The following is a 19,119-nucleotide window of genomic DNA, read 5'->3' on the forward strand; positions in this document are numbered from 1 at the left end:
GTAGCAGGCAAGCGATCAGCTCGTCTGCTAGAAGATAGAAAGATATCTAGCTAGATACCTTACTATCTATCTACGGGTCAGATGACCTGCTGGCCCCTGATCCACATCAATCCGGTCGCCTAGCCTTCATCATCCGGCAGGCCAAGAGCCTTGAGCTGCCCGGCCGCCCAACTGGACAAGGCCGCCTCCATCGCATCCTGCTTGCGCATGCCGAGCCGCATGGCGAGGTAGCTGTATTTCAGCGCCAATGGTTCCGGGATCTTGGTGTTCACCTGCACCCGGAGATCCGGCCGCACCCGCGGGTCGAGCCAGGGCAGGTCCTGGCGCGGCGGGGTGGGAAGGGCGGTGGCCTCGGCCACGAATTCCTCGGCGCTGCGCGGGGGCCGGCGGCCTGGCATCTTGATGGCCATCAGGCGGCTCCCACGAACAGCTCGTCATGCAGGAAGGCGATCTCGCTGCATGCCTTGGGATCGCGGCGCGGCATCTCGCCCACTGTCAGCCCTTCGCCGGCGGAATGGTTGAAGGCGGCGCGGAACACCGTCATGCAGTTCAGCAGGCGGAAGCGCGGCATCTCAGCCAGCACGTCCATGGCCTCGCGGCGGGCGCGGTCACTGGCGGTGGGCGGCACCTGGGACAGGCAGACCACCGCCTGCAGCTTGTCGTTGAAGCCCTCTGCCATGGCAATGACCTCCTGCATCTTCAGCAGGGTCCAGAAGTCAAAGGAGCCGGGACGCAGGGGCATCAGCAGCGTGTCGGCGGCCAGCATGGCGGAGCGGAATTCCTGGCTGTCGGCGCCGCCGGTATCCACCACGATGTCGTCATAGTGCCGGGCCAGTTCCTTCAGCTCCACATGCACCTTGCCGCCGCGCAGGGTGACGCAGGGCAGCTGCGGTACATCGGCATGCTCCTTGCGAGCATCGCTCCAGGTCGAGGCGGTGCCCTGGCTGTCGGCATCCACCAGCACGACGGATCGTCCCGCTTCCTTGCGCGCCACGGCCAGATGCGTGGCCAGCGTGGTCTTGCCGACGCCCCCCTTCTCACCGCCTACCATCAGAATCAAGGACTTGCCTCCTGGCTATCTAGCTAGATAGCCAGCAAAGCAGAAAGCTAGCTATTCTTCTAGATAGCTTTCTATTCCGCCGCCTGCGCCACGGCCTGGGGCCGGCGGCGGAAACGGTCCAGCGCCAGATAGATGACCGGCGTGCTGTACAGCGTCAGCACCTGCGACACCGCGAGCCCGCCAATGATGGCGATGCCGAGCGGCTGGCGCATCTCCGCCCCCGTGCCGGTGCCTATCGCCAGCGGCACGGCGCCGAGCAGCGCCGCCAGGGTGGTCATCAGGATCGGCCGGAAACGATCCCGGCAGGCGGCCAGAATCGCGGCCTCGCCGCCGGCCCCCTCCTGCCGCTCGTGGTCGAGGGCGAAGTCCACCATCATGATGGCGTTCTTCTTGACGATGCCCATCAGCAGGATGACGCCGATTAGCCCCATCACCGAGAACGGCACCCCCGTCACCAGCAAGGCCAGCAGCGCCCCCAGCCCCGCAGAGGGCAGGGTGGAGATGATGGTCAGCGGGTGGATGTAGCTTTCATACAGGATGCCCAGCACCAGGTAGATCGACACCAGCGCGGCCAGGATCAGCAGTGGCTGGGAGCGGTTGAAGCTCTGGAAGGCCGCGGCGTTGCCGCCATACTGGGAACGGATGGTGCCCGGCAGCATCACCTCCCGCTCGGCCTGCTGCACCAGCGCCGTGGCGTCGCTCAGCGCCATCCCCTCACCAAGGTTGAAGGTGATGGTGGTGGCCGGGAACTGGCCACGATGGGTGACGCGCAGCGGCGCCACGTCGCGCTCCACCCGCGCCACGGCACGCAGCGGCACCTGGGCGCCATCGCCGGCGGGCACGAAGATGCGGTCGAGCTGGGCAGGCGATTGCTGCAGCGCCGGGTCGATCTCCAGCACCACCTTGTACTGGTTGCGGCTGCCATAGATGGTCGAGACCTGCCGCTGCGAGAAGGCGTTGTTCAGCGCCGTCCCCACATCGTCCATGCCGACGCCGAGGCGGGCGGCGGCGTCGCGGTCGATCACCACGCGGTTGACCAGCCCGGCGCGCTCCTGGTCGCTGGACACGTCGGCAATGCCAGGCACGCTGCGCAGCTTCTCCACCATGGTGTTGGTCCAGCGGCGCAGCTCGTCGAGGTCAGTGCCGAGCAGGATGTAGGAATAGGCCGCGTTGCCGGGGCGGCCGCCGATGAAGATGTCCTGCTGCGCACGCAGGAAGGCGTTGACGCCGGGAATGCGCGACAAGGGCGCGCGAAGCCGGGCGATCACCTCCTGCGCCGAGGCATCGCGCTGTTCTTCGGGCTTCAGCGCGATATAGAACTGCGCGGAATTGGTTCCCGCGCTCCAGGAGCTGCCGCCGATCTGCGCGCCGACGCTGGCCACCGCCGGATCGGCCTGGATGATGCGCGTCACTTCCTGGGTCAGCCGCGCCATGGTGGCGAAGGAGGTGTCGGGCGCCGCCTGCGCGCTGCCGGCCAGCAATCCGGTGTCCTGCTCCGGAAAGAAGGCCTTGGGCACGATCATGTACAGCCAGACGGTCAGCGCCACGCAGCCCAGCGTCGCCAGCAGCGCCAGCACGCGGAAGCGCAGCACCACGCCGAGCGAGCGCATATAGCCACGGATCACCCCATCCATCGCGGCATCGAAGCCGCGGCTGAAGCGGCCCGGCGGCTTGCGGGCGGGGCGGTCCATGCGCGCCGCGATCACCGGCGTCAGGGTCAGCGCCAGCACCGCCGAGATGCCGACGGCGATGGCCAGCGTCGCCGAGAATTCGCGGAAGAAGCGGCCGACGATGCCTTCCATCGCCAGCAGCGGGATGAACACCGCGACCAGGGAAACAGTGATCGAAACGATGGTGAAGCCGATCTGCCGGGCGCCTTCCAGCGCCGCCTCGTCCGGGGGCAGGCCGCGTTCGCGCATGCGGGCCATGTTCTCGATCATGACGATGGCGTCGTCCACCACGAAGCCGACCGAGACGATCAGCGCCATCAGCGAGAAATTATTGAGCGAATAGCCCATCAGCCAGATCACGAACAACGTGCCCAGCAGCGACAGCGGCACGGTCGCGCAGGCGGCGAGCGTCGGCCCGGTGCGGCGCAGGAACAAGGCCACCACGCCGATCACCAGAACGATGGTGAGCAGCAGGGTCAGCTCCACTTCCTCGACGCTGGCGCGGATGGTGCCGGACCGGTCGCTCATCACCTCGATGGTGACGCCGCCGGGCACCCATTTCTGCAATTGCGGCAGCTGTTCCTTCACCCCTGCCACAACGTCGAGCACGTTGGCGTCGGCTTGCTTGAACACCATCATCAGGATGGCCTGGCGCTCGTTGAACCAGGCCGCCTGGCGGCGGGACCGGGTGGCATCCGTCACATTGGCAACCTGCGACAGGCGCATGATGTTGCCATTGGCCGTCTTCACCACCAGCGTCGCGTAATCGGCGGCGCGCCCGATGCGGTCATTGACGTGCAGCATGGCCGATTGCTCGGCCCCCTCGATGCTGCCCACCGGCTGGGTGACATTGGCATTGGTGATGGTGGTGCGGATGTCGTCGAAGGACAGGCCGGCGGCGGCGGCGGCATCAGGATCGACGGAAACGCGCACCGCCGGCTGGTCGGCGCCGCCCACCTGCACCTGCGCAACGCCCGCCACCCGCGACAGGCGCTGCGCCACGATGCTGTCGGCCACGTCGTAGAGCGCGGCCGGGCGCTGCGTGGTGGAGGTCATGGCCAGGATCAGCACCGGCGCATCGGCGGGGTTGATCTTGCGCACCTGCGGTGGGTTGGGCAGGCCGGATGGCAGGTCCTGCCGCGCCGCGTTCACCGCCGCCTGCACGTCCCGCGCCGCATCCGCCTGGCTGCGGGAGATGTCGAACTGGATGATGATGTTGCCCGAGCCGGTGGACGCATTGGCCGTCATCTCGGTGATGCCCGAGATCTCGCCGATGCGGCGCTCCAGCGGCGCCAGCACCGTCGCCGCCAGGGTTTCCGGGTTGGCGCCGGGCTGGCTTACGCTGACAAACAGCGTCGGGATGTCGACGCGCGGCATGGAGGACACGGGCAATTGCCGCAGCGCCATCAGGCCCGCCAGCGCCAGGCCCAGCGCCAGCAGCATGGTGGCGATGGGCCGGCGCAGGAACGGACCGGAGATCGAGAACATCTTTCCTTACTCGGCCGCCGCGGGATGGTCGCCCACCGGGCCACGGTGCCACCAGCGCCGCAGCGTGCCGCTCACCGCTTCCAGCGCCAGATAGATGGCGGGGGTGGTGAACAGCGTCACCAGCTGGCTCAGCAGCAGCCCGCCGACGATGGACACGCCGAGCGGCAACCGCAGCTCCGCCCCCGTGCCGGATTGCAACACCAGGGGCAGCGCGCCCAGAAGGGCGGCGGCGGTGGTCATGATGATCGGGCGGAAGCGCAGCAGCGCCGCCTCGACGATCGCCTCGCGCGGGGCGAGATCGCGGTCGCGCTGCGCCTCCAGCGCGAAGTCGATCATCATGATGGCGTTCTTCTTGACGATGCCCATCAGCAGGATGATGCCGATCAGCCCGACCACCGAAAGATCCAGCCCCCACAGCTCCAGCGCCAGCAACGCGCCAATGCCGGCCGAGGGCAGGGTGGACAGGATGGTGATCGGATGGATGAAGCTTTCATACAGCACGCCGAGCACGATGTAGATCACCACCACCGCGGCCAGGATCAGCCAGGGCTGGCCCTGCAGGGAGGAAGCGAACTCCGCCGCGTCACCGGCGAAGCGGCCGGTGACGCTGTCGGGCAGGCCGATCTCCCGCTCGACGGCGCGGATGCGGTCCACCGCCTCGCCCAGCGACACGCCTTCGGCCAGGTTGAAGCTGACCGTCACGGCGGGGAACTGGTTCTCGCGCGTCACCAGCAGGGGCGCGCGGGTGCGGGTGAAGCTGGCGATCTCCGCCAATGGCACCTGTGCGTTGTCGGTGCCGGCGACGCGCAGCTGGCCGATCGCGGTGGGGTCGGTGCGCAGCCGGTCGGACACCTCCAGCACCACGCGGTACTGGTTGCTCTGGCCATAGATGGTGGAGATCTGCCGCTGCCCGAAGGCGTTGTACAGCACGTTGTCCACCGCCTGCATGCTGACGCCGAGCCGCGCCGCGCGGTCGCGGTCCACCTGGATGGCCAGCCGGACGCCATCCTCGCGCTGATCGGTCGCCACGTCGCGCAGGCCCGGCACCTGCCGCAGCCGCGCCACCACCTCGGGCGCCCAGCGGGACAGGGTGGCGGCATCGGAATCAGTCAGGGTGTACTGGTACTGGGTGGTGCTGATGCGCGGGCTGATCTGGATGTCCTGCACCGCCTGCGGATAGGCGATGACGCCGGGGATGCTGTCCAGCCGGGGCTTCATCCGGGCGATGACGCCCTGCGCGTCGAGGTCGCGCTCATCGCGCGGGCGCAGCACGGCGGTGATGCGGCCGGTGTTCTGCGCCGGGTTCAGCGCGCCGGCGCCGGCAACCGCGGTAACGGCGGCAACCGCCGGATCGGCCCGCACTACCTCCATCACCTGCTGCTGGATTTCCGCCGAACGGGCAAAGGAGCTGTCCTGCGGCGTTTCGGTGGTGATGGTGATCAGCCCCGTGTCCTGCAATGGCAGGAAGCCCTTCGGCATGATGACGTAGAGCCACGCTGTCAGCGCCACGGTGGCCGTGGCGGCTATCAGGGTCAGCGCCTGGTGCCGCATGGTCACCGCCAGCGCCCGGCCATACAGCAGGCGCAGCCGCTCGAAGCCGCTCTCGAAACCGCGCGCCACCCAGGAGGGCCTGTGCTCCGGCCTCAGCACAAAGGCGCACATCATTGGCGTCAGCGTCAGCGACACCACCATGGACACCAGCACGGCGGCAGTGAGCGTTTCGGCGAATTCGCGGAACAGCCGCCCCACCACGCCTTCCATGAACAACAGCGGAATGAACACCGCGATCAGCGACAGGGTGAGGGAGACAATGGTGAAGGCGATCTGCCGCGCGCCCTCATAGGCGGCCGCCAGCGGCTTCACCCCCTTCTCGATCAGCCGGACGATGTTCTCGATCATGACGATGGCGTCATCGACCACGAAGCCGGTCGCGATGGTCAGCGCCATCAGCGACAGGTTGTCGAGAGAGTAGCCCATCACCGCCATGATGCCGAAGGTGCCGATGATGGAAAGCGGCAAGGACACCGCCGGCACCAGCGTGGCCCGCCCGCTGCCCAGAAAGAGGTAGATCACGCCCACCACCAGCGCGACCGACAGCACCAGGGTGAACTGCACCTCGTGCACCGAGGCGCGGATCGTCTCGGTGCGGTCTGACACCACGGTTAGCTGCGCGCCGGCCGGGATGGCGCGCTGCAGCTCCGGCAGCAGCGCACGGATGCCTTCCACGGTTTGCACGATGTTGGCGCCGGGCTGGCGCTGCACGTCGATCAGCACGGCGGGGCGGCCATTGAGCCAGGCGCCGTTGCGCTCGTTCTCCAGCGCTTCCACCGCCTCGCCCACGTCGCGCAACCGCACCGGGGCGCCGTTCTGCCAGGCGATGATGATATCGGCGAACTCGGCGGCGCTGGTGATCTGGTCGTTGGCCAGGATGGAGGAGGCCTGCCGCGCCCCGTCCAGAGAGCCCTTTGGCGAGTTCTGGTTGGCCGTCGTCACCGCCGTCCGCACCGTTTCCAGCCCGATGCCGTAGGCGGCGAGGCGCAGCGGATCGACGCGCAAACGGATCGCCGGGCGCATGTTGCCCTGCACGGTGACGCGACCGACGCCGGTCGCCTGGCTCAGCTTCTGCGCCAGCAGCGTGTCGGCGGTGTCCGACAGCCGCATGATCGGCAGCGTGTCGGAGGTCAGCGCCAGGGTAACCACCGGCGGATCGGCGGGGTTCACCTTGGAATAAACCGGCGGATAGGGAAGGGTGGAGGGCAGGGTGCCGCGCGCCGCGTCCAGCGCCGCCTGCACGTCCTGCGAGGCCTCGTCCAGGCTCTTGTCCAGGCGGAATTGCAGGGTGATGCGGCTTACCCCCGGCCCGCTGACCGAGGACATCACCTGCAGCCCGGCAATCTGCGCGAATTGCCGCTCCAGCGGCGCGCTGATCAGCACGGCGGCGGTGTCAGGGGAGGCGCCGGGCAGTTGCGTCGTCACCTCGATGGTCGGGAAATCCACCTCCGGCAGGGACGAGACCGGCAACCGCAGATAGCCGAAGATCCCCGCCAGCAGCACCGCGACCGACAGCAGCGTGGTGGCGACCGGACGGCTGATAAAGGGTGCGGCGATGTTCATGGCGTGACTTCCGCCGCCTGCCGGCGCCGCCCCTGGCGCGGCGGCGCATCGGCCGGCGGCGTTCCCGTGCCGGCGCCGTTCGACAGGGCGATGGCGCTGCCGGGGTTCAGCCGCAGCGCGCCCGAGGTCACCACCTGCTCGCCGGGCCGCAGCCCTTCCCGCACCGCGGCCTCGTTCTGGGTGACGGCGCCCAGCACCAGCGGGCGCTGCTCCACCGTGTTGTCCGCCCTGGCGACAAAGGCGAAAGCGCCGTTCGGCCCCTGCTGTACCGCCACCAGCGGCACCACGGTCGCATCCGGCACGGTTTCGATGCCGATGCGCAAGCTGACAAAGGCGCCAGGCCACAGGCGGGTGTTCTCGTTCGGGAACACTGCCTTCACCTTCACCGTGCCGGTGGCCTGGTCCACCTGGTTGTCCACCGTCAGCACCGTGCCGCGTTCCGGCGCCTCGTTCTGCGTAAGCGGCTGGTTCGGCGTGCCGCCGCTGGCGGGCACCGTTTCCACCGGCACCGGGCCGGCTGCCATGGCGCGCATCAGCCGCGGCAGCTCGCCCTGCGGAATGGTGAAGCTGACCGCGATGGGCCGCATCTGGGTGATGGTGACGATGCCCGTTGCATCCCCCGAGGACACGAGATTGCCGGCATCGACCTGCCGCAGCCCGACCCGCCCATCGATCGGCGCGCGGATGGTGGTGTAGTCGAGCTGCGCCTGCGCCGTGTCGATCGCCGCCTGATCCTGCGCCACCTGCGCCTCGAACATCGCCACCTGGGCACGCTGGGTGTCCACCTGCTGCCGCGTCACGCCGCTGGCGGCCAGAAGGCCCTGGTAGCGGCGGAGGTCGGCGCGGGCATTCTCCAGCTGCGCCAGGTCGTAGTTCTTCTTGCCCACCGCCTGGGCCAGGGCGGCGGCATAGGTGCGGTCATCGATGCGGGCCAGGATCTCGCCGGCCTTCACCTCCTGCCCCTCGCGGAACAGCACCTCGGTCAGGGTGCCGGAAACCTGGGAACGGACGGTGATGTTGTTCAGCGCCTGCACCGTCCCCAGCGCGTCCAGCATCAGGCGCAGGTCGCGGCGCTCGGCGGCCGCCACAGTGACCGGCACGGGGACGCCATTGCCGGGGCCGCCGCGCCGCCCGCCCGGCACGGTCTGCACCGTGCTGAGATCGGCGGGGTTCGCGGCCTGGCGCGCCTGCCAGAAATAATAGCCCGCCCCGGCACCGGTCAGGACCACCAGGGAAAGCAGCAGAAAGCGGGAGCGGGCCATGGGTCGGTGATATCCGTGTCAGATGGACTGCCAGCCGCCGCCCAGCGCGCGGAACAGCGCGACGGCGGCCCGCAGCCGGGCGAGCCGCGCCTGGACCAGGCTGACGCGGGCGGAGAACAGGGTCTGCTGCGTGTTCAGCAGGGTGATCACGTTGATGGTGCCGGCGCGCAGCTGCGCCTCGGCGATGTCATAGGCGCGGGCCGCGCGCGAGAGTGCCTCGGCGCGCAGGCCTTCCCCCTCGGTGCTTTCGCGCAGGGCGACCAGCGCGTCCTCGGTGTCGGACAGGGCCTGGACGATGGCGCGGCGGTATTCCACCAGCAATTCCTCCGCCTGGGCCTGGCTCAGCGATACCTGGCCGCGCAGCGCCCCGCCATCAAAGATGGTCTGCGCCAGCCCGCCGACCAGGGAGAAGAATTGCGCTTCCGGCCGCAGGATCGTGTTCAGCGCGGCGGATTGAAAGCCGCCGGACAGGCTGAGGCTGATCGTGGGCAGCAGCGCCGCCCGGGCCGCGGCCACATCGGCATTGGCGGCGGCGAGGTTTGCCTCGGCGGCCAGCACATCGGGGCGGCGGGCCAGCAGGTCCGAGGGCTGGCCGGGCGCGGCGGCCGGCACGCGCAGGCCGTCGAAGCGGCCGGTGGCCACGGTCAGGGTGGCGGGCGGCTGGCCGGTCAGCAGGGCCAGGGCATTCACCCCCTGCTCGGCTGTCTGCCGCAGGGCGGGGATGGCGGCCTGCTGCTGCGCCACAACCGCCTCCTGCTGCGCCAGGTCGAGCCCCGTGGCGGTGCCGAAATTCACCTGCTGGCGGATGACATTGAGGATGCGCCGCGCTGCCGCCAGGTTCTCCTTCTGGGCGCGCAATTCCTCGCGTGCCGCCAGCACCTCGAAATAAGTGTTGGCGATGGAGGCCTCGGTGGTCAGCAGCACTGTGCCCTGGTCGAAGCGACGGGCGCGGGCATCCTGCGCCGCGGCTTCGCGCAGATTGCGGTTGCGGCCCCAGAAATCGACCTCATAGCTGGCCGAGAGGGTGGCGTCATAGCTGGTGGAGTTACGGTCCCGATTGAAATTGCTGCCAGCGGTCGAGCGGCTCTGCGTCACCCCGGCATCCAGCCCGGCATTGGGCAGCAGCGTGGCACCGGCGATGCGCAGCTGCGCATCCGCCTGCCGCACGCGCGCGGCGGCGGCGGCGAGGTCGAAATTGCCGGCCATCGCCGCCTGCATCAGCCGGTCCAGCTCCGGCGCGTTGAAGCCGCGCCACCAATCAGGGTCCGGCCATTGCGGCTCGGCGGCGAGGGCGGCATTGCGGAAGGCGGCGCCCGGCTCCAGCCCCGACATCACTGGCGCCGCTCTGGGTCCGCAGGCCGCCAGCGAGCCGGCCAGGGCCATCAGCAGCAATGCGCGCCCGGCGCCGCGGCGTTCCATTCCCAAGATCATTCTCTCAATCCCGCCCGCGCTTGCCGCCATGCCGGTCGCCGCGCGCCATGTCCTGCGCGACCTGTTGCCGCCCTTCCGGCGAGATGGCGGCAAGCCCTTCCGCCAGGCTGTTCTCGTAAAGCTCACCGAACTCGGCCCAACGGGCGCGGGATTCCGCCATGGCGGCGCGCAGCCGCGCCGGATCAAAGGGCTGCTGCGCCAGCGCCGCCTGGACGGCGGCGAAGCCACCGCGCAGCCGGGCCTGGGCCGCTTCATGGTGGAGGCGGCCGGCCTGCATGGCGCGGCGGAAAACCTCCTGGTCCGCCTCGGGCAGAATGCGCTCGATGCGCGCCTGAAGGCGGCCGGGGCTGGGCGGCGGCCGGTCAGGCTGCCACCACAGCAAACCGGCCAGAACGAGATTCAAGGCCAGGGAAGCGCCCAGCGCTCCCTTCAGCAGCATGGGCTTCAGCCAGATCGGCCACATCATGGCCGGGCCTCCATCATCGCCATCAGGCGCGGCGCGCCGAGGAACTCATCCGGCTCGGGTATCCCCGGGCGGCTCAGCCACACCCCGCACAGCATCAGCGTCACCAGCGCCCCCGCCCCGAAAGGCGCGAAGGGGCGCAGCCAGCGCAGCAGGGCAGGCTCCGCCCTGGGCAGGGGCTCTCGTGCCATGGCCCGCGCCAGCCTGCCCCGCATCCGCGCCAGCGCCGCCGGATCGGGCTCCGGCAGGCTGTCGCGCAGCGCTGCATCCAGCGCGGCCGCGGCGTCATGTGCCGCCCGCATCTCGGCCGAGCGTTCCAGCAAGGCCAGAGCCGCCGCGCGCTCCGCTTCCGGCCAGCGTGCCGGATCGGCGCCATGGGTGTCGAGCAGCCGGATGAAACGGCCGGGCTTCATGAGGATGCTCCGCGCAAACGAACGAACAGGAATTGCCGGGCGCGGCGCAACAGCCCTTCCAGTGCCCGTGGGGAAACCGACAATGCCGCCGCCGCCTCGGCGCCGCTCAATCCCTGGTCATAGGAAAGGGCCAGGGCGGCACGCTGGCGCGGCGGCAGCTCGGCCAGGGCGGCAGCCAGCAGCGTCTGGCGCTGCCGCTCCACGAGCCGGGCTTCCGGGTCGGGAGCCGGGTCTTCCGGGTTCTGCGCCCCATCCAGCAGATGGGCGGCCGGGCGCCGCATCCGGTCGATCGCCAGGTTGGCGGTGATGCGATACAGCCAGGTGCCCAGCTGCGCCCGCCCCGGATCGAAGCGGGCGGCATGGCGCCACAGCCGCAGCATGGCCTCCTGAACCACTTCCTCCGCCTCGGCAGGCTGGCCGGTGATGCGCAACGCCACGCGGTAGAGCACCGGCAGGTGCCGCCCCGCCAGCTGGTCGAAGGCCCGCCGGTCGCCGGCGGCGGCCCAGCCCAGCAATGTTGCGTCATCCGCCGCGGGCAGGTCGCGCAACAGCCGCGTTCCGGCATCCTTGGGGAGGGGCCGCTCGGTGATGGGGGCCTCCCAGGGAAGAGGAGGAAAGGGCAGGGCGTCCGGCATGGCTCTCGCTTTGTCCGGTCCTGATACGGACAAGACAGCGCCAACCCATGAACAAACGCCCTGGTTTTTTGTGGCGAAGCGTTTCCGCCTGTTACGGGATCGCGCCGTCCGGCGCCAGCGCCGTCATGCGACGCTGGCCACCGGCACATGCCGCTTGCGCGACACCTCCCGCAACATCATCAGCATCGACCAGAAATAACCGAAGGCCTCATAAGCGTAGACCACGGCATAGCCGGCGATGAACTGCTCGATGGTCCAGTTCTGCAGCCCGGACACCAGGGCCAGAACCAGCATCAGACCAAAGGTGGTGGAGGCGCGGCGGGCCAGCACCGCCAGCCGCCCGATGCCCGCCAGCACCGCGCCGCTCACCGTCTGCACCATCATCAGGAACAGCATCACGCAGATGGTCAGCCGGATGGAGGGCGTCACCACATCCGGATTGCCGAGCAGGATGCCGAAGAAGCGGTCGCCGAACAGGCCGATGATGCCGATGGCGCCGATCATTGGCACGGCGGCCAGGGCGAAGGCCACCAGCATCATCTTGCGCAGCATCGGCACGTTGCCGGCATGAAAGGCGCGGGTCTGGTGCGGCAGCACCGTCTCGGTGACGGTCAGGTAGGCGGTCGTGGCGAAGCGCGTCACCTTGTAGAACATGTCGAAGGCGACCAGCGCCAGCGCATCCCGGTGTGTCAGCGGGATGACGTAGTAGGGATAGATGTAGATCAGGAATTCCGACATCGACAGCACCGCCGAGGCAGTGATGCCCCTCAGATCGGCGCGCAGCACGGCGAAGCCCTCGCGGATGCGGGCGCCGGTCAGGATGTCGAGCCGCTTGCGCGCCATCACGAACAGCACGGCCAGCGCCGCCAGCCACAGCAGCACGAAGCACACCGCATAGGCCATCAGCGGCAGGCCGATCACCAGCGCCGCGGTCAGCGCCAGCAGCAGGGTGCGGCGGACGCAATCGATCGCCTCGGTCAGCACGTAGTAGTCGAAGGCGTTGGCGGTCAGCCGCAGGATCATCCAGGGCAGCGGCAGCACCGAGCCGGCGAACAGCAGCAGATAGATGGCATGATACTGCGCGACGCCGAGGCCGAGCCCCCACACCATCACGCCAAACACCACCGTCGCCAACACGGCGATTGCCGCATAGGAGGCAAGGGCGGCTGCCACGGCATTGCCCAGCGCCTGGCGGGAGCCGTTCTCGGGGTGCAGGAAGTTCTGCCGCAACTGGCCGAACAGCCGGATGGAGATGCCCAGATCCGCCTGCAGCACCAGCGAGGCGAAGGCGATCACGGTTGCGAAGAAGGCGTAGCTTTCCAGGCCAACGATGCGCACCAGCGCATAGGCCAGCAGGAAGCTCCAGACCGAGGCGAGGGCAGTGTTGCTCGCCTTCAGCAGAAAGAAGACCGCGGACTTCCTGGCCGCCTTGTTGCCCAGCATCAGTGGCGCCCCCTCTGGTGAAGGGGTCCTGGCCGGGGTGGGGCGGGAAGGGGCGGGATTGGTCGTTGCATGGCGGTGGTGCGGGAACCCTGCTGCGGCGCGGAAACAAAGGCGCCTTGCCAAAAATCATGGCGACGGAGGGCCGCCGAAGCCCACCCGCCATACCAGAAATATCTAGCTAGCTAGATAGCTTTCTCATACGGCTGTCCCGACAGCCGCATAAGGCGCTTCCACGCCCGGCCGCAGCGCGCCCCGGCGTTCCTGGATGGCATCGCACAGCAGCCGCCCCCGGTCGCGCCAGTCGAAAGCATGCTCGGCGGCGATGAAGGCCCGCTGCTGCTGCAGGTTCAGCGCCGCCGGATCGTCGATACGCTTCAGAACCGCCTGCAACAGGCCCGGCATCTCCGGCTCCAGCAGCATCTCGGCCTGGACGCTGTCCGGCAGGCCGCTGGCGCAGACCGTCAGCCCGGCCACGGGGACGCGGTTGAACACATATTCCAGCAGTTTCATCTTGAAGCCGCCGCCGATCGGCTCGGCCACCACCGCCATGCGGGCGGCGGCCAGATGCGGTGCCGGATCATCGACAAAGCCGGTGAAACGCGCCGCCTTGTAGCGGCCTTCGAGCGTGCGGCGGAAATCCGCCGGCATGTCGCCGACCACGCGGATCTCGACCCCGGCCCTGGCCATCACCGGATCGGCCTGATCGAGGAATATCTTCAGATTCGCCTGCTTGGCCGACCAGCGATAGGAGCCGAACAGCACCACGGCGCGGGGCGTTTCCGGACCGATGGTCCGCTCGGCGACACGGACGCCATCATAGCCCGGCACCAGCGGCAGCATCGGCACGCCCGGCGCATTGGCGCCAAACAGTTCCGCATCATGCTGCGTGATGGTGGTGACGAGGTCGCTGTTGCGGGCGATCCAGCGCTCGAACCAGCGGGTCTTGAGGTAGTTCTGGCCGAGATAAAGCCGCTTGCCGACCGAGGCTGTGTTGTCGCGCCACTGCATGCCGGTGACGCTTTCCTCATGGTCATGGGTGATGAACACAAAGACCGGGTCGCCCTGGAAGATCTCCTTCTGCCGCAGCACCCAGCCCATGCCGTACTGGTCCACCACCACCGCATCCCAGGGGCCTTGCGCCGCCAGTTCCTTCAGCGTGGCATGGTAGGCGGGCGTCTCGTGCCGGGCGGCCACCAGCGGCATCGGGCTGGCCAGGCCGGCCAGCCGGCCCCGCGGCGCGCCAGGCACGGTGTGCCAGGTGATGCCGGGCATGGGCTGCGGCGGCACCTCGGCGGCATATCCCACAAAGGTGATATCGGCGCCGGCACCGGCCAGGGCGCCGGCCAGCTTGAAAAAAATGGGTGCGGGCGAGCCAAAGGCAGCGGGTCATGGGGCAAGCTCCGCAAGGGCGGGCCGGGCGGGCGCAGCCTCGCGCAGGGCCTCGGCCTTCAGGTGGTCGGCCAGCCGCAAGGCCAGGGCGACAATGGTCAATGTCGGATTGGCATGGCTGCAGGTCGGGAACACCGCCGCGCTGGCGATGTAGAGGTTGGGCACGCCATGCACGGCGCAATCGGCATCCACCACGCCCTTGCGCGGCGAATCCGCCATGCGGGCCGTGCCGATATGATGCCCACCCACCGGGGTGGAAGCGCGCATCTCGGCCTCGATGGTGTTGTCGTCAAACTCCAGCCTGGCCACGCCGGAGCGGGCAAAGGCATCGCGCGCCACCCGCATGGTGCGCACCAGGCTGTCCACATCGGCCTGGTGCAACCGCCAATCCACCTTCAGGCGCGGCAGGCCATAGGCATCACGCTGGTCGGACAGGGTGATGCGGCTGTCCGGGTTCGGCACCTGCTCGGCATTGATGTCGAGCGGGTAGCTGCCATCCCGGCTCTTGACCACGACGAAGGGCAGCTTGCGGCTGGCGAAGGTGCGCTTGCGCAGCCATTTCTGCCCGAAGGCCAGCACGCCTGGGGCATCCAGCACCACATTGGCCATGTGGCGGGCCCAGAAGCCGGCATCGCGCTTCATCTTGCCGCGGTTGGCGATCTCGATGGTAGCCAGCTTGCGGCGGTATTCGGGAAGAATGGCGTCCTTCACCAGATACATGGCCGACAACACGCCGCTGCCATGCGCCGGGTCGGCGATCAGCGGATAATGCAGGCGGAAGATGGTGTTGAGCAGCCCTTCGCGCCGCTGCGCCGCCTCGGAAACGGACAGCTTGCGGCGCACATAGGTGCCATCCCGCGTCACCTCGAAATCCAGCGTGACCGGCCGGTCGGCGGGCGTCAGCCGCAGCCGGCCCAGCGTGTTCTCGGCATGACACATGTAGTAGCGGCCCAGCGCGCCGCCTTCATTGCCGAGGCCGCCACGCCGCGTCTCATCGGAGGCCAGAAGCAGACGCGTCACTTCCAGCCCACCGGTGGCCAGCACGTAGCGCCGTGCCTTGACGGCAAAGTTGCGGCCCGGGGCACTGGCCGCCCGCAGAAGCTGCACAGGGCCACCGCCGGCTTCCAGCCGCAGCGCCTGGGCGTTCAGCACCAGCCTCGTGTTGTTCGAGGCGGCCAGGCGGTCATGATAAACCTTGCCGAAATCGGTCGGCCGGCTGAACCGCTCGATGCGGGAAGACAGGATGTCCGGATCCGCGAGGCCCTCGATCACCGGCTTCGCCTCGGCGCCGAACGCTTCGGCGATGTCATAGGCGTAGGCGCCGGCTTCAAAAAAATCATGCGCCTTGGGGTAGTAGCGGCTCAGCGTATCCCAGGAGATCGGCCAGCCGCTGTCGGGCACCCAATCGCGCTTTTCCAGGTCGATTGGATCGAAGGGCACGCAGCGTCCGCCCCAGATCGAGGTGGCGCCGCCCAGCACCCGGCGACGATACATGTGGGGCGGCGAATGGACCGAGCCTTCCGCCACTTCGCCATTCAGCCCGTCCTGCTGCTTCGGATCGAATTTTCGGCCGCCAGCCTCCAGCAACAGCACCGACAGGCCGGAGCCCTCCAGCGCCAGGGCCAGGGACACGCCGGCAGCGCCGCCGCCGACAATGCAAAGATCGGCCTCCAGCATCGCGTCGGGGGCCAGGGACAGGGCATCAAGAATCAAGCGGTCGTCTCCGGGAGGCGTGCGTTGCGCAGATGCGCCAGGGCCTCATCCAGGTGAGCGGGGGAAGTGGTGCCAACCAGCGCCACGGCCTGCGGAAATCCCAGCGCAGCCTGGATCGCGCCGGCTCGGCCATCTGGCCGGGTGGTAACACCGTTGAAGATTTCGCGCATCATGAAGCCGATGCCACGGGCAGCAGCGGTGGCCAGCGCCGGGCGCATGGTTTCGGCCAGTTCAAGCGGGATCTGCAACGCCGCGACCGATGGCACGGCCAGCGCTGCTTCCGCCGCCGCCGCATCATCGACCGAGATACCCCAGGCGCGCAGCTTGCCGGCCCGGACCAGCCCGTCGAGCATGGCAAAGGCCTCGCCACGGCGGATCGCCTCGGCATCGGGGCTGTGCAGAAGGAACAGGTCGATGCGATCGGTCCGCAGCCGACGCAGGCTGGCTTCCACCGATGATTGCAGATGCGTGGGAGAAACATCGCGCGGCAACGCGCCTGCCCGGCGATTGGCGATGGCGTCCCGGACAGCAGGAATCTGCTGCGCCAGCATGCGCAGCGGCGCCTTGGCCAGGGCCGCCACCTTTTGCGCCGCGGTGAAGCGTTGCCCGGCCTTGGTGGCCAGGGTGACGCCATCACGCCGCCCTTGCAGGGCACGGCCGATCAGCCGCTCGCTTTCGCCCTGGCCATAGATGTTGGCGGTATCCAGCAGCGTGACACCGGAATCCAGCGCGTGGCGCAGCAGCCGCTCGGCCACCGGGCCGGTGCAGCCGCTGAGGGTGGAGCCAAGCCGGCTGCACCCCAGCCCGATGGCGGATACGCGGAGCCCGCTGCGGGAGCCCAGGGCAACCGAAGGCAAGGCAGTGGAGGAAATGGTCATTCGGCCGGCCGGATGTTGAGCGGAGGAAGCCAGTCATCCGTCGGGTTGACAGCGGGGGCCTGGGCGGGCTGCTTCGGCAGGACGCAGAACAGCAGCAGCATCACCTGCAACCTTGGGTCGAGCAACATTCCACCGAAAGTGAAATAGCCGATCAGCATGGCCCAGCTGATCCAGCGCGACGGCGACTGGCGGAACAGCGCGATCAGGAAGAACGGCCAGAACACCATGGAACCGACCAGCCCGTATTCGAAGATCATCTTCGCCCAGGCCGGATCATGCGCCGAATAGGTCACCATCTTCGCGTATTGCGCATAGGAACCTGGCCCCAGGCCAAACACCACGTCTCGGCCGGAATCCAGCAGAAAGGCGCCGATCAGCCAGGCGCCGGCCACGAAGCGTGCATTGGCGCTGGAATTCTCCGATCCGAATTCGCTGGCGCGGCTGAACAGCGCATCGGCGTTCCACAGGCTGCCGGTGGCCACGATAATGATGACAAACAATGCGCTACCAAAGATCGCGCCATAGGCGCGCTTGTGCAGCATCACCCAAGGCGTCAGCAGCGCCAGCAGGATCAGGCCCGTGCCGGAATAGGATGTCGGCAGCGCCAGGCCGAACACCAGCAACCGCCAGGTGGCGCCAAAGAACAGCAATTCCAGCACAATGGCGACGGCCAGGTATTGCGAGAAGGTGGAAGGCTCCACCAGGAAGAAGCCGTTGCTCTTGAAGTAGGGCGAATCCCAAGCCAGCGGATTGGCCGTGTTGAAGTTCTGCAGCAGGATCTCGTTCGGCAGGATGCCCTTGAAGGTGAAGGGGATCGAGCTGCCGATGACGAATTGCGCGACGAACTGCGCGATGCCCATGAAGGCGCAGATCAGCACCATGATCTGGAAGGCACGCACACAGCCCTTGAACACCGCTTCCGCCAGATCCGCCCGAAGCGAGAACATGAAGGGGGCATACATGACCAGCAGCAAGATCAGCGACGGCATCGAGGCCCTGTCGGCATTCAACGCGGCGCTGAGCGACACCGTGGCGGACAGCACGAAGAACATCACCGTGCGCGTGGCGTCCATCACCAGCACGCCGCGGAAGGCAAGCCCCACCACGATCAGCGTTGTCACCAGCAGATTGAAAGCAAGGCCGTCCTGACCAATCGGCAGTGCGAAGCGCTGCAGGAAGATCGAGGTGAACAGCGCCACCACCAACCAGCGCGTCACCGAGCGCGCCTGCGCCGCGGCACGCTCGCTGCTGTCCGGGATCTGGATGTCCAAAGGAGAGATCACCAGCGAAAACCCTTGCATGCATCGGAAACAGAGGACACTAGCCTGTCATTCCACAAACCGGCCCAAGCTCTGCTAGAGAGGCTGGACCGCTCAGGGGAGGAAAAGGACGGCCAGGCATCATTTGCCGGGATCGTCACCGGAGCGAGGAATAACAGCATTTCGTTCTCCAGGCATCGGGGCCGATCCGCAAGGCCACCGCATAGCCGCGCTGGACTCGCAGCCTGGACAAGCAGAGTAATGAACGCGCTTATCTGTCTCCCAGGCGCAGGATGTTCTCTAAAGTGAGGGAATGCGGGGCTCCAGCCACATTCCTGTGAGTTATGGATGATTATTTGGACAGATTAGCACGCGTAGGTTTAAATATCCGTACACCTTCCCGGCCTGTTCCTGCCTGCTGTTTGCGGGAGCCTCGGCCACTCAAGAGGGGACAACCAACCCAGATGGTCGAACTGGCCCCATGAGGCACAACATATGCGCTTGACCGATCTTCTGAGCCTGCTCTGGCAACGCAAGCTGACCCTGATCACGACCGCGTTCATTGCCGGCGTGCTCGGCTATGCCGTGACCAAGGCCCTGCCTGTCCGCTTCGCCAGCGAGGGCCTCCTGTTGGTCGAGAGCCGCGACCAGGCCATTCCCGAGCTGAACCAGACCGTGCCGTCCAACGTGTCCAGTGCCCAGCGCATCCGGACCGAGGCCGACATCCTGCGCTCCCGCGCTCTGGCCGCGGATGTGGTGCGCGAGCTGGGCTTGGCCGACAAGCCGGAGAAGGAAGGCCTGGGCGCCGCGATCGCCGAGCTGATCGCCCCCGTCACCGCCTGGGTGCGCGATGGCATCACCAGCCTGCTGCCGGCCCAGACGGATGAGAACGGCCAGCCGC

General features: G+C 68.1%; 15 protein-coding genes. 1 reads left to right on the plus strand and 14 read right to left on the minus strand.

Annotation, left to right across the window (positions count from 1 at the left end):
* Positions 1-119: 119 nt before the first annotated feature.
* From F0Q34_RS17545 to F0Q34_RS17610, 14 genes are all read right to left on the minus strand, one after another.
* Positions 120-410: a hypothetical protein gene (locus tag F0Q34_RS17545; protein ID WP_149813548.1), complete on the minus strand. Its 291-nt coding sequence runs from the start codon at positions 408-410 to the stop codon at positions 120-122.
* Complete coding sequence (locus F0Q34_RS17550) at positions 410-1,051, minus strand: AAA family ATPase (RefSeq protein WP_241665562.1); 642 nt, start codon at positions 1,049-1,051, stop codon at positions 410-412. Before F0Q34_RS17550 ends, F0Q34_RS17545 begins: the two co-directional genes overlap by 1 nt.
* 80 nt (positions 1,052-1,131) lie before the next feature.
* Positions 1,132-4,218, minus strand: coding sequence for an efflux RND transporter permease subunit (locus F0Q34_RS17555; protein WP_149813550.1), 3,087 nt, complete (start codon positions 4,216-4,218; stop codon positions 1,132-1,134).
* Between the two features lie 6 nt (positions 4,219-4,224).
* Complete coding sequence (locus F0Q34_RS17560) at positions 4,225-7,332, minus strand: efflux RND transporter permease subunit (RefSeq protein ID WP_149813551.1); 3,108 nt, start codon at positions 7,330-7,332, stop codon at positions 4,225-4,227.
* Positions 7,329-8,594 (minus strand): efflux RND transporter periplasmic adaptor subunit, encoded by a 1,266-nt coding sequence (locus F0Q34_RS17565; RefSeq protein WP_149813552.1) that lies wholly within the window; start codon positions 8,592-8,594, stop codon positions 7,329-7,331. Before F0Q34_RS17565 ends, F0Q34_RS17560 begins: the two co-directional genes overlap by 4 nt.
* Before the next feature lie 18 nt (positions 8,595-8,612).
* On the minus strand, positions 8,613-10,013 hold the full coding sequence (locus F0Q34_RS17570) for an efflux transporter outer membrane subunit (RefSeq protein ID WP_149813553.1): 1,401 nt from the start codon (positions 10,011-10,013) through the stop codon (positions 8,613-8,615).
* A gap of 16 nt (positions 10,014-10,029) precedes the next feature.
* Positions 10,030-10,491 carry a periplasmic heavy metal sensor gene (locus F0Q34_RS17575; RefSeq protein ID WP_149813554.1) on the minus strand — a complete coding sequence of 154 codons (462 nt, stop codon included), beginning with the start codon at positions 10,489-10,491 and terminating at the stop codon, positions 10,030-10,032.
* On the minus strand, positions 10,488-10,901 hold the full coding sequence (locus F0Q34_RS17580) for a hypothetical protein (RefSeq protein ID WP_149813555.1): 414 nt from the start codon (positions 10,899-10,901) through the stop codon (positions 10,488-10,490). The genes F0Q34_RS17575 and F0Q34_RS17580 overlap by 4 nt, the downstream gene beginning before the upstream one ends.
* Positions 10,898-11,536 carry a sigma-70 family RNA polymerase sigma factor gene (locus F0Q34_RS17585; protein ID WP_149813556.1) on the minus strand — a complete coding sequence of 213 codons (639 nt, stop codon included), beginning with the start codon at positions 11,534-11,536 and terminating at the stop codon, positions 10,898-10,900. Before F0Q34_RS17585 ends, F0Q34_RS17580 begins: the two co-directional genes overlap by 4 nt.
* A 123-nt stretch (positions 11,537-11,659) precedes the next feature.
* Positions 11,660-12,979: a hypothetical protein gene (locus F0Q34_RS17590; RefSeq protein WP_149813557.1), complete on the minus strand. Its 1,320-nt coding sequence runs from the start codon at positions 12,977-12,979 to the stop codon at positions 11,660-11,662.
* 195 nt (positions 12,980-13,174) lie between these two features.
* Entirely contained in the window at positions 13,175-14,338 is a 1,164-nt protein-coding gene (locus tag F0Q34_RS17595) for a glycosyltransferase (RefSeq protein WP_306419398.1), read from the minus strand.
* Positions 14,339-14,365: 27 nt separating this feature from the next.
* Entirely contained in the window at positions 14,366-16,081 is a 1,716-nt protein-coding gene (locus F0Q34_RS17600; protein WP_149813559.1) for an FAD-dependent oxidoreductase, read from the minus strand.
* Entirely contained in the window at positions 16,078-16,959 is an 882-nt protein-coding gene (locus F0Q34_RS17605) for an aldo/keto reductase (protein WP_149813560.1), read from the minus strand. Before F0Q34_RS17605 ends, F0Q34_RS17600 begins: the two co-directional genes overlap by 4 nt.
* A complete protein-coding gene (locus F0Q34_RS17610; RefSeq protein ID WP_149813561.1) occupies positions 16,956-18,242 on the minus strand; it encodes a hypothetical protein in 1,287 nt (428 codons plus the stop codon). Before F0Q34_RS17610 ends, F0Q34_RS17605 begins: the two co-directional genes overlap by 4 nt.
* 477 nt (positions 18,243-18,719) lie before the next feature.
* Here F0Q34_RS17610 and F0Q34_RS17615 point away from each other — a divergent pair.
* Positions 18,720-19,119 (plus strand): Wzz/FepE/Etk N-terminal domain-containing protein (locus F0Q34_RS17615; RefSeq protein ID WP_161600933.1); only part of this gene is annotated, 400 nt, incomplete at its 3' end.

The organism is Teichococcus oryzae (assembly GCF_008386565.1).
In the GTDB taxonomy this organism is placed as follows: Bacteria; Pseudomonadota; Alphaproteobacteria; order Acetobacterales; family Acetobacteraceae; genus Pseudoroseomonas; species Pseudoroseomonas oryzae.

What these genes read in the sequence shown, in the direction of transcription:
- F0Q34_RS17545 (WP_149813548.1), bottom strand. Translation starts at nt 410, where the DNA reads ATGGCCATCAAGATGCCAGGCCGCCGGCCCCCGCGCAGCGCCGAGGAA.
- F0Q34_RS17550 (WP_241665562.1), bottom strand. Translation starts at nt 1,051, where the DNA reads ATGGTAGGCGGTGAGAAGGGGGGCGTCGGCAAGACCACGCTGGCCACG.
- F0Q34_RS17555 (WP_149813550.1), bottom strand. Translation starts at nt 4,218, where the DNA reads ATGTTCTCGATCTCCGGTCCGTTCCTGCGCCGGCCCATCGCCACCATG.
- F0Q34_RS17560 (WP_149813551.1), bottom strand. Translation starts at nt 7,332, where the DNA reads ATGAACATCGCCGCACCCTTTATCAGCCGTCCGGTCGCCACCACGCTG.
- F0Q34_RS17565 (WP_149813552.1), bottom strand. Translation starts at nt 8,594, where the DNA reads ATGGCCCGCTCCCGCTTTCTGCTGCTTTCCCTGGTGGTCCTGACCGGT.
- F0Q34_RS17570 (WP_149813553.1), bottom strand. Translation starts at nt 10,013, where the DNA reads ATGGAACGCCGCGGCGCCGGGCGCGCATTGCTGCTGATGGCCCTGGCC.
- F0Q34_RS17575 (WP_149813554.1), bottom strand. Translation starts at nt 10,491, where the DNA reads ATGATGTGGCCGATCTGGCTGAAGCCCATGCTGCTGAAGGGAGCGCTG.
- F0Q34_RS17580 (WP_149813555.1), bottom strand. Translation starts at nt 10,901, where the DNA reads ATGAAGCCCGGCCGTTTCATCCGGCTGCTCGACACCCATGGCGCCGAT.
- F0Q34_RS17585 (WP_149813556.1), bottom strand. Translation starts at nt 11,536, where the DNA reads ATGCCGGACGCCCTGCCCTTTCCTCCTCTTCCCTGGGAGGCCCCCATC.
- F0Q34_RS17590 (WP_149813557.1), bottom strand. Translation starts at nt 12,979, where the DNA reads ATGCTGGGCAACAAGGCGGCCAGGAAGTCCGCGGTCTTCTTTCTGCTG.
- F0Q34_RS17605 (WP_149813560.1), bottom strand. Translation starts at nt 16,959, where the DNA reads ATGACCATTTCCTCCACTGCCTTGCCTTCGGTTGCCCTGGGCTCCCGC.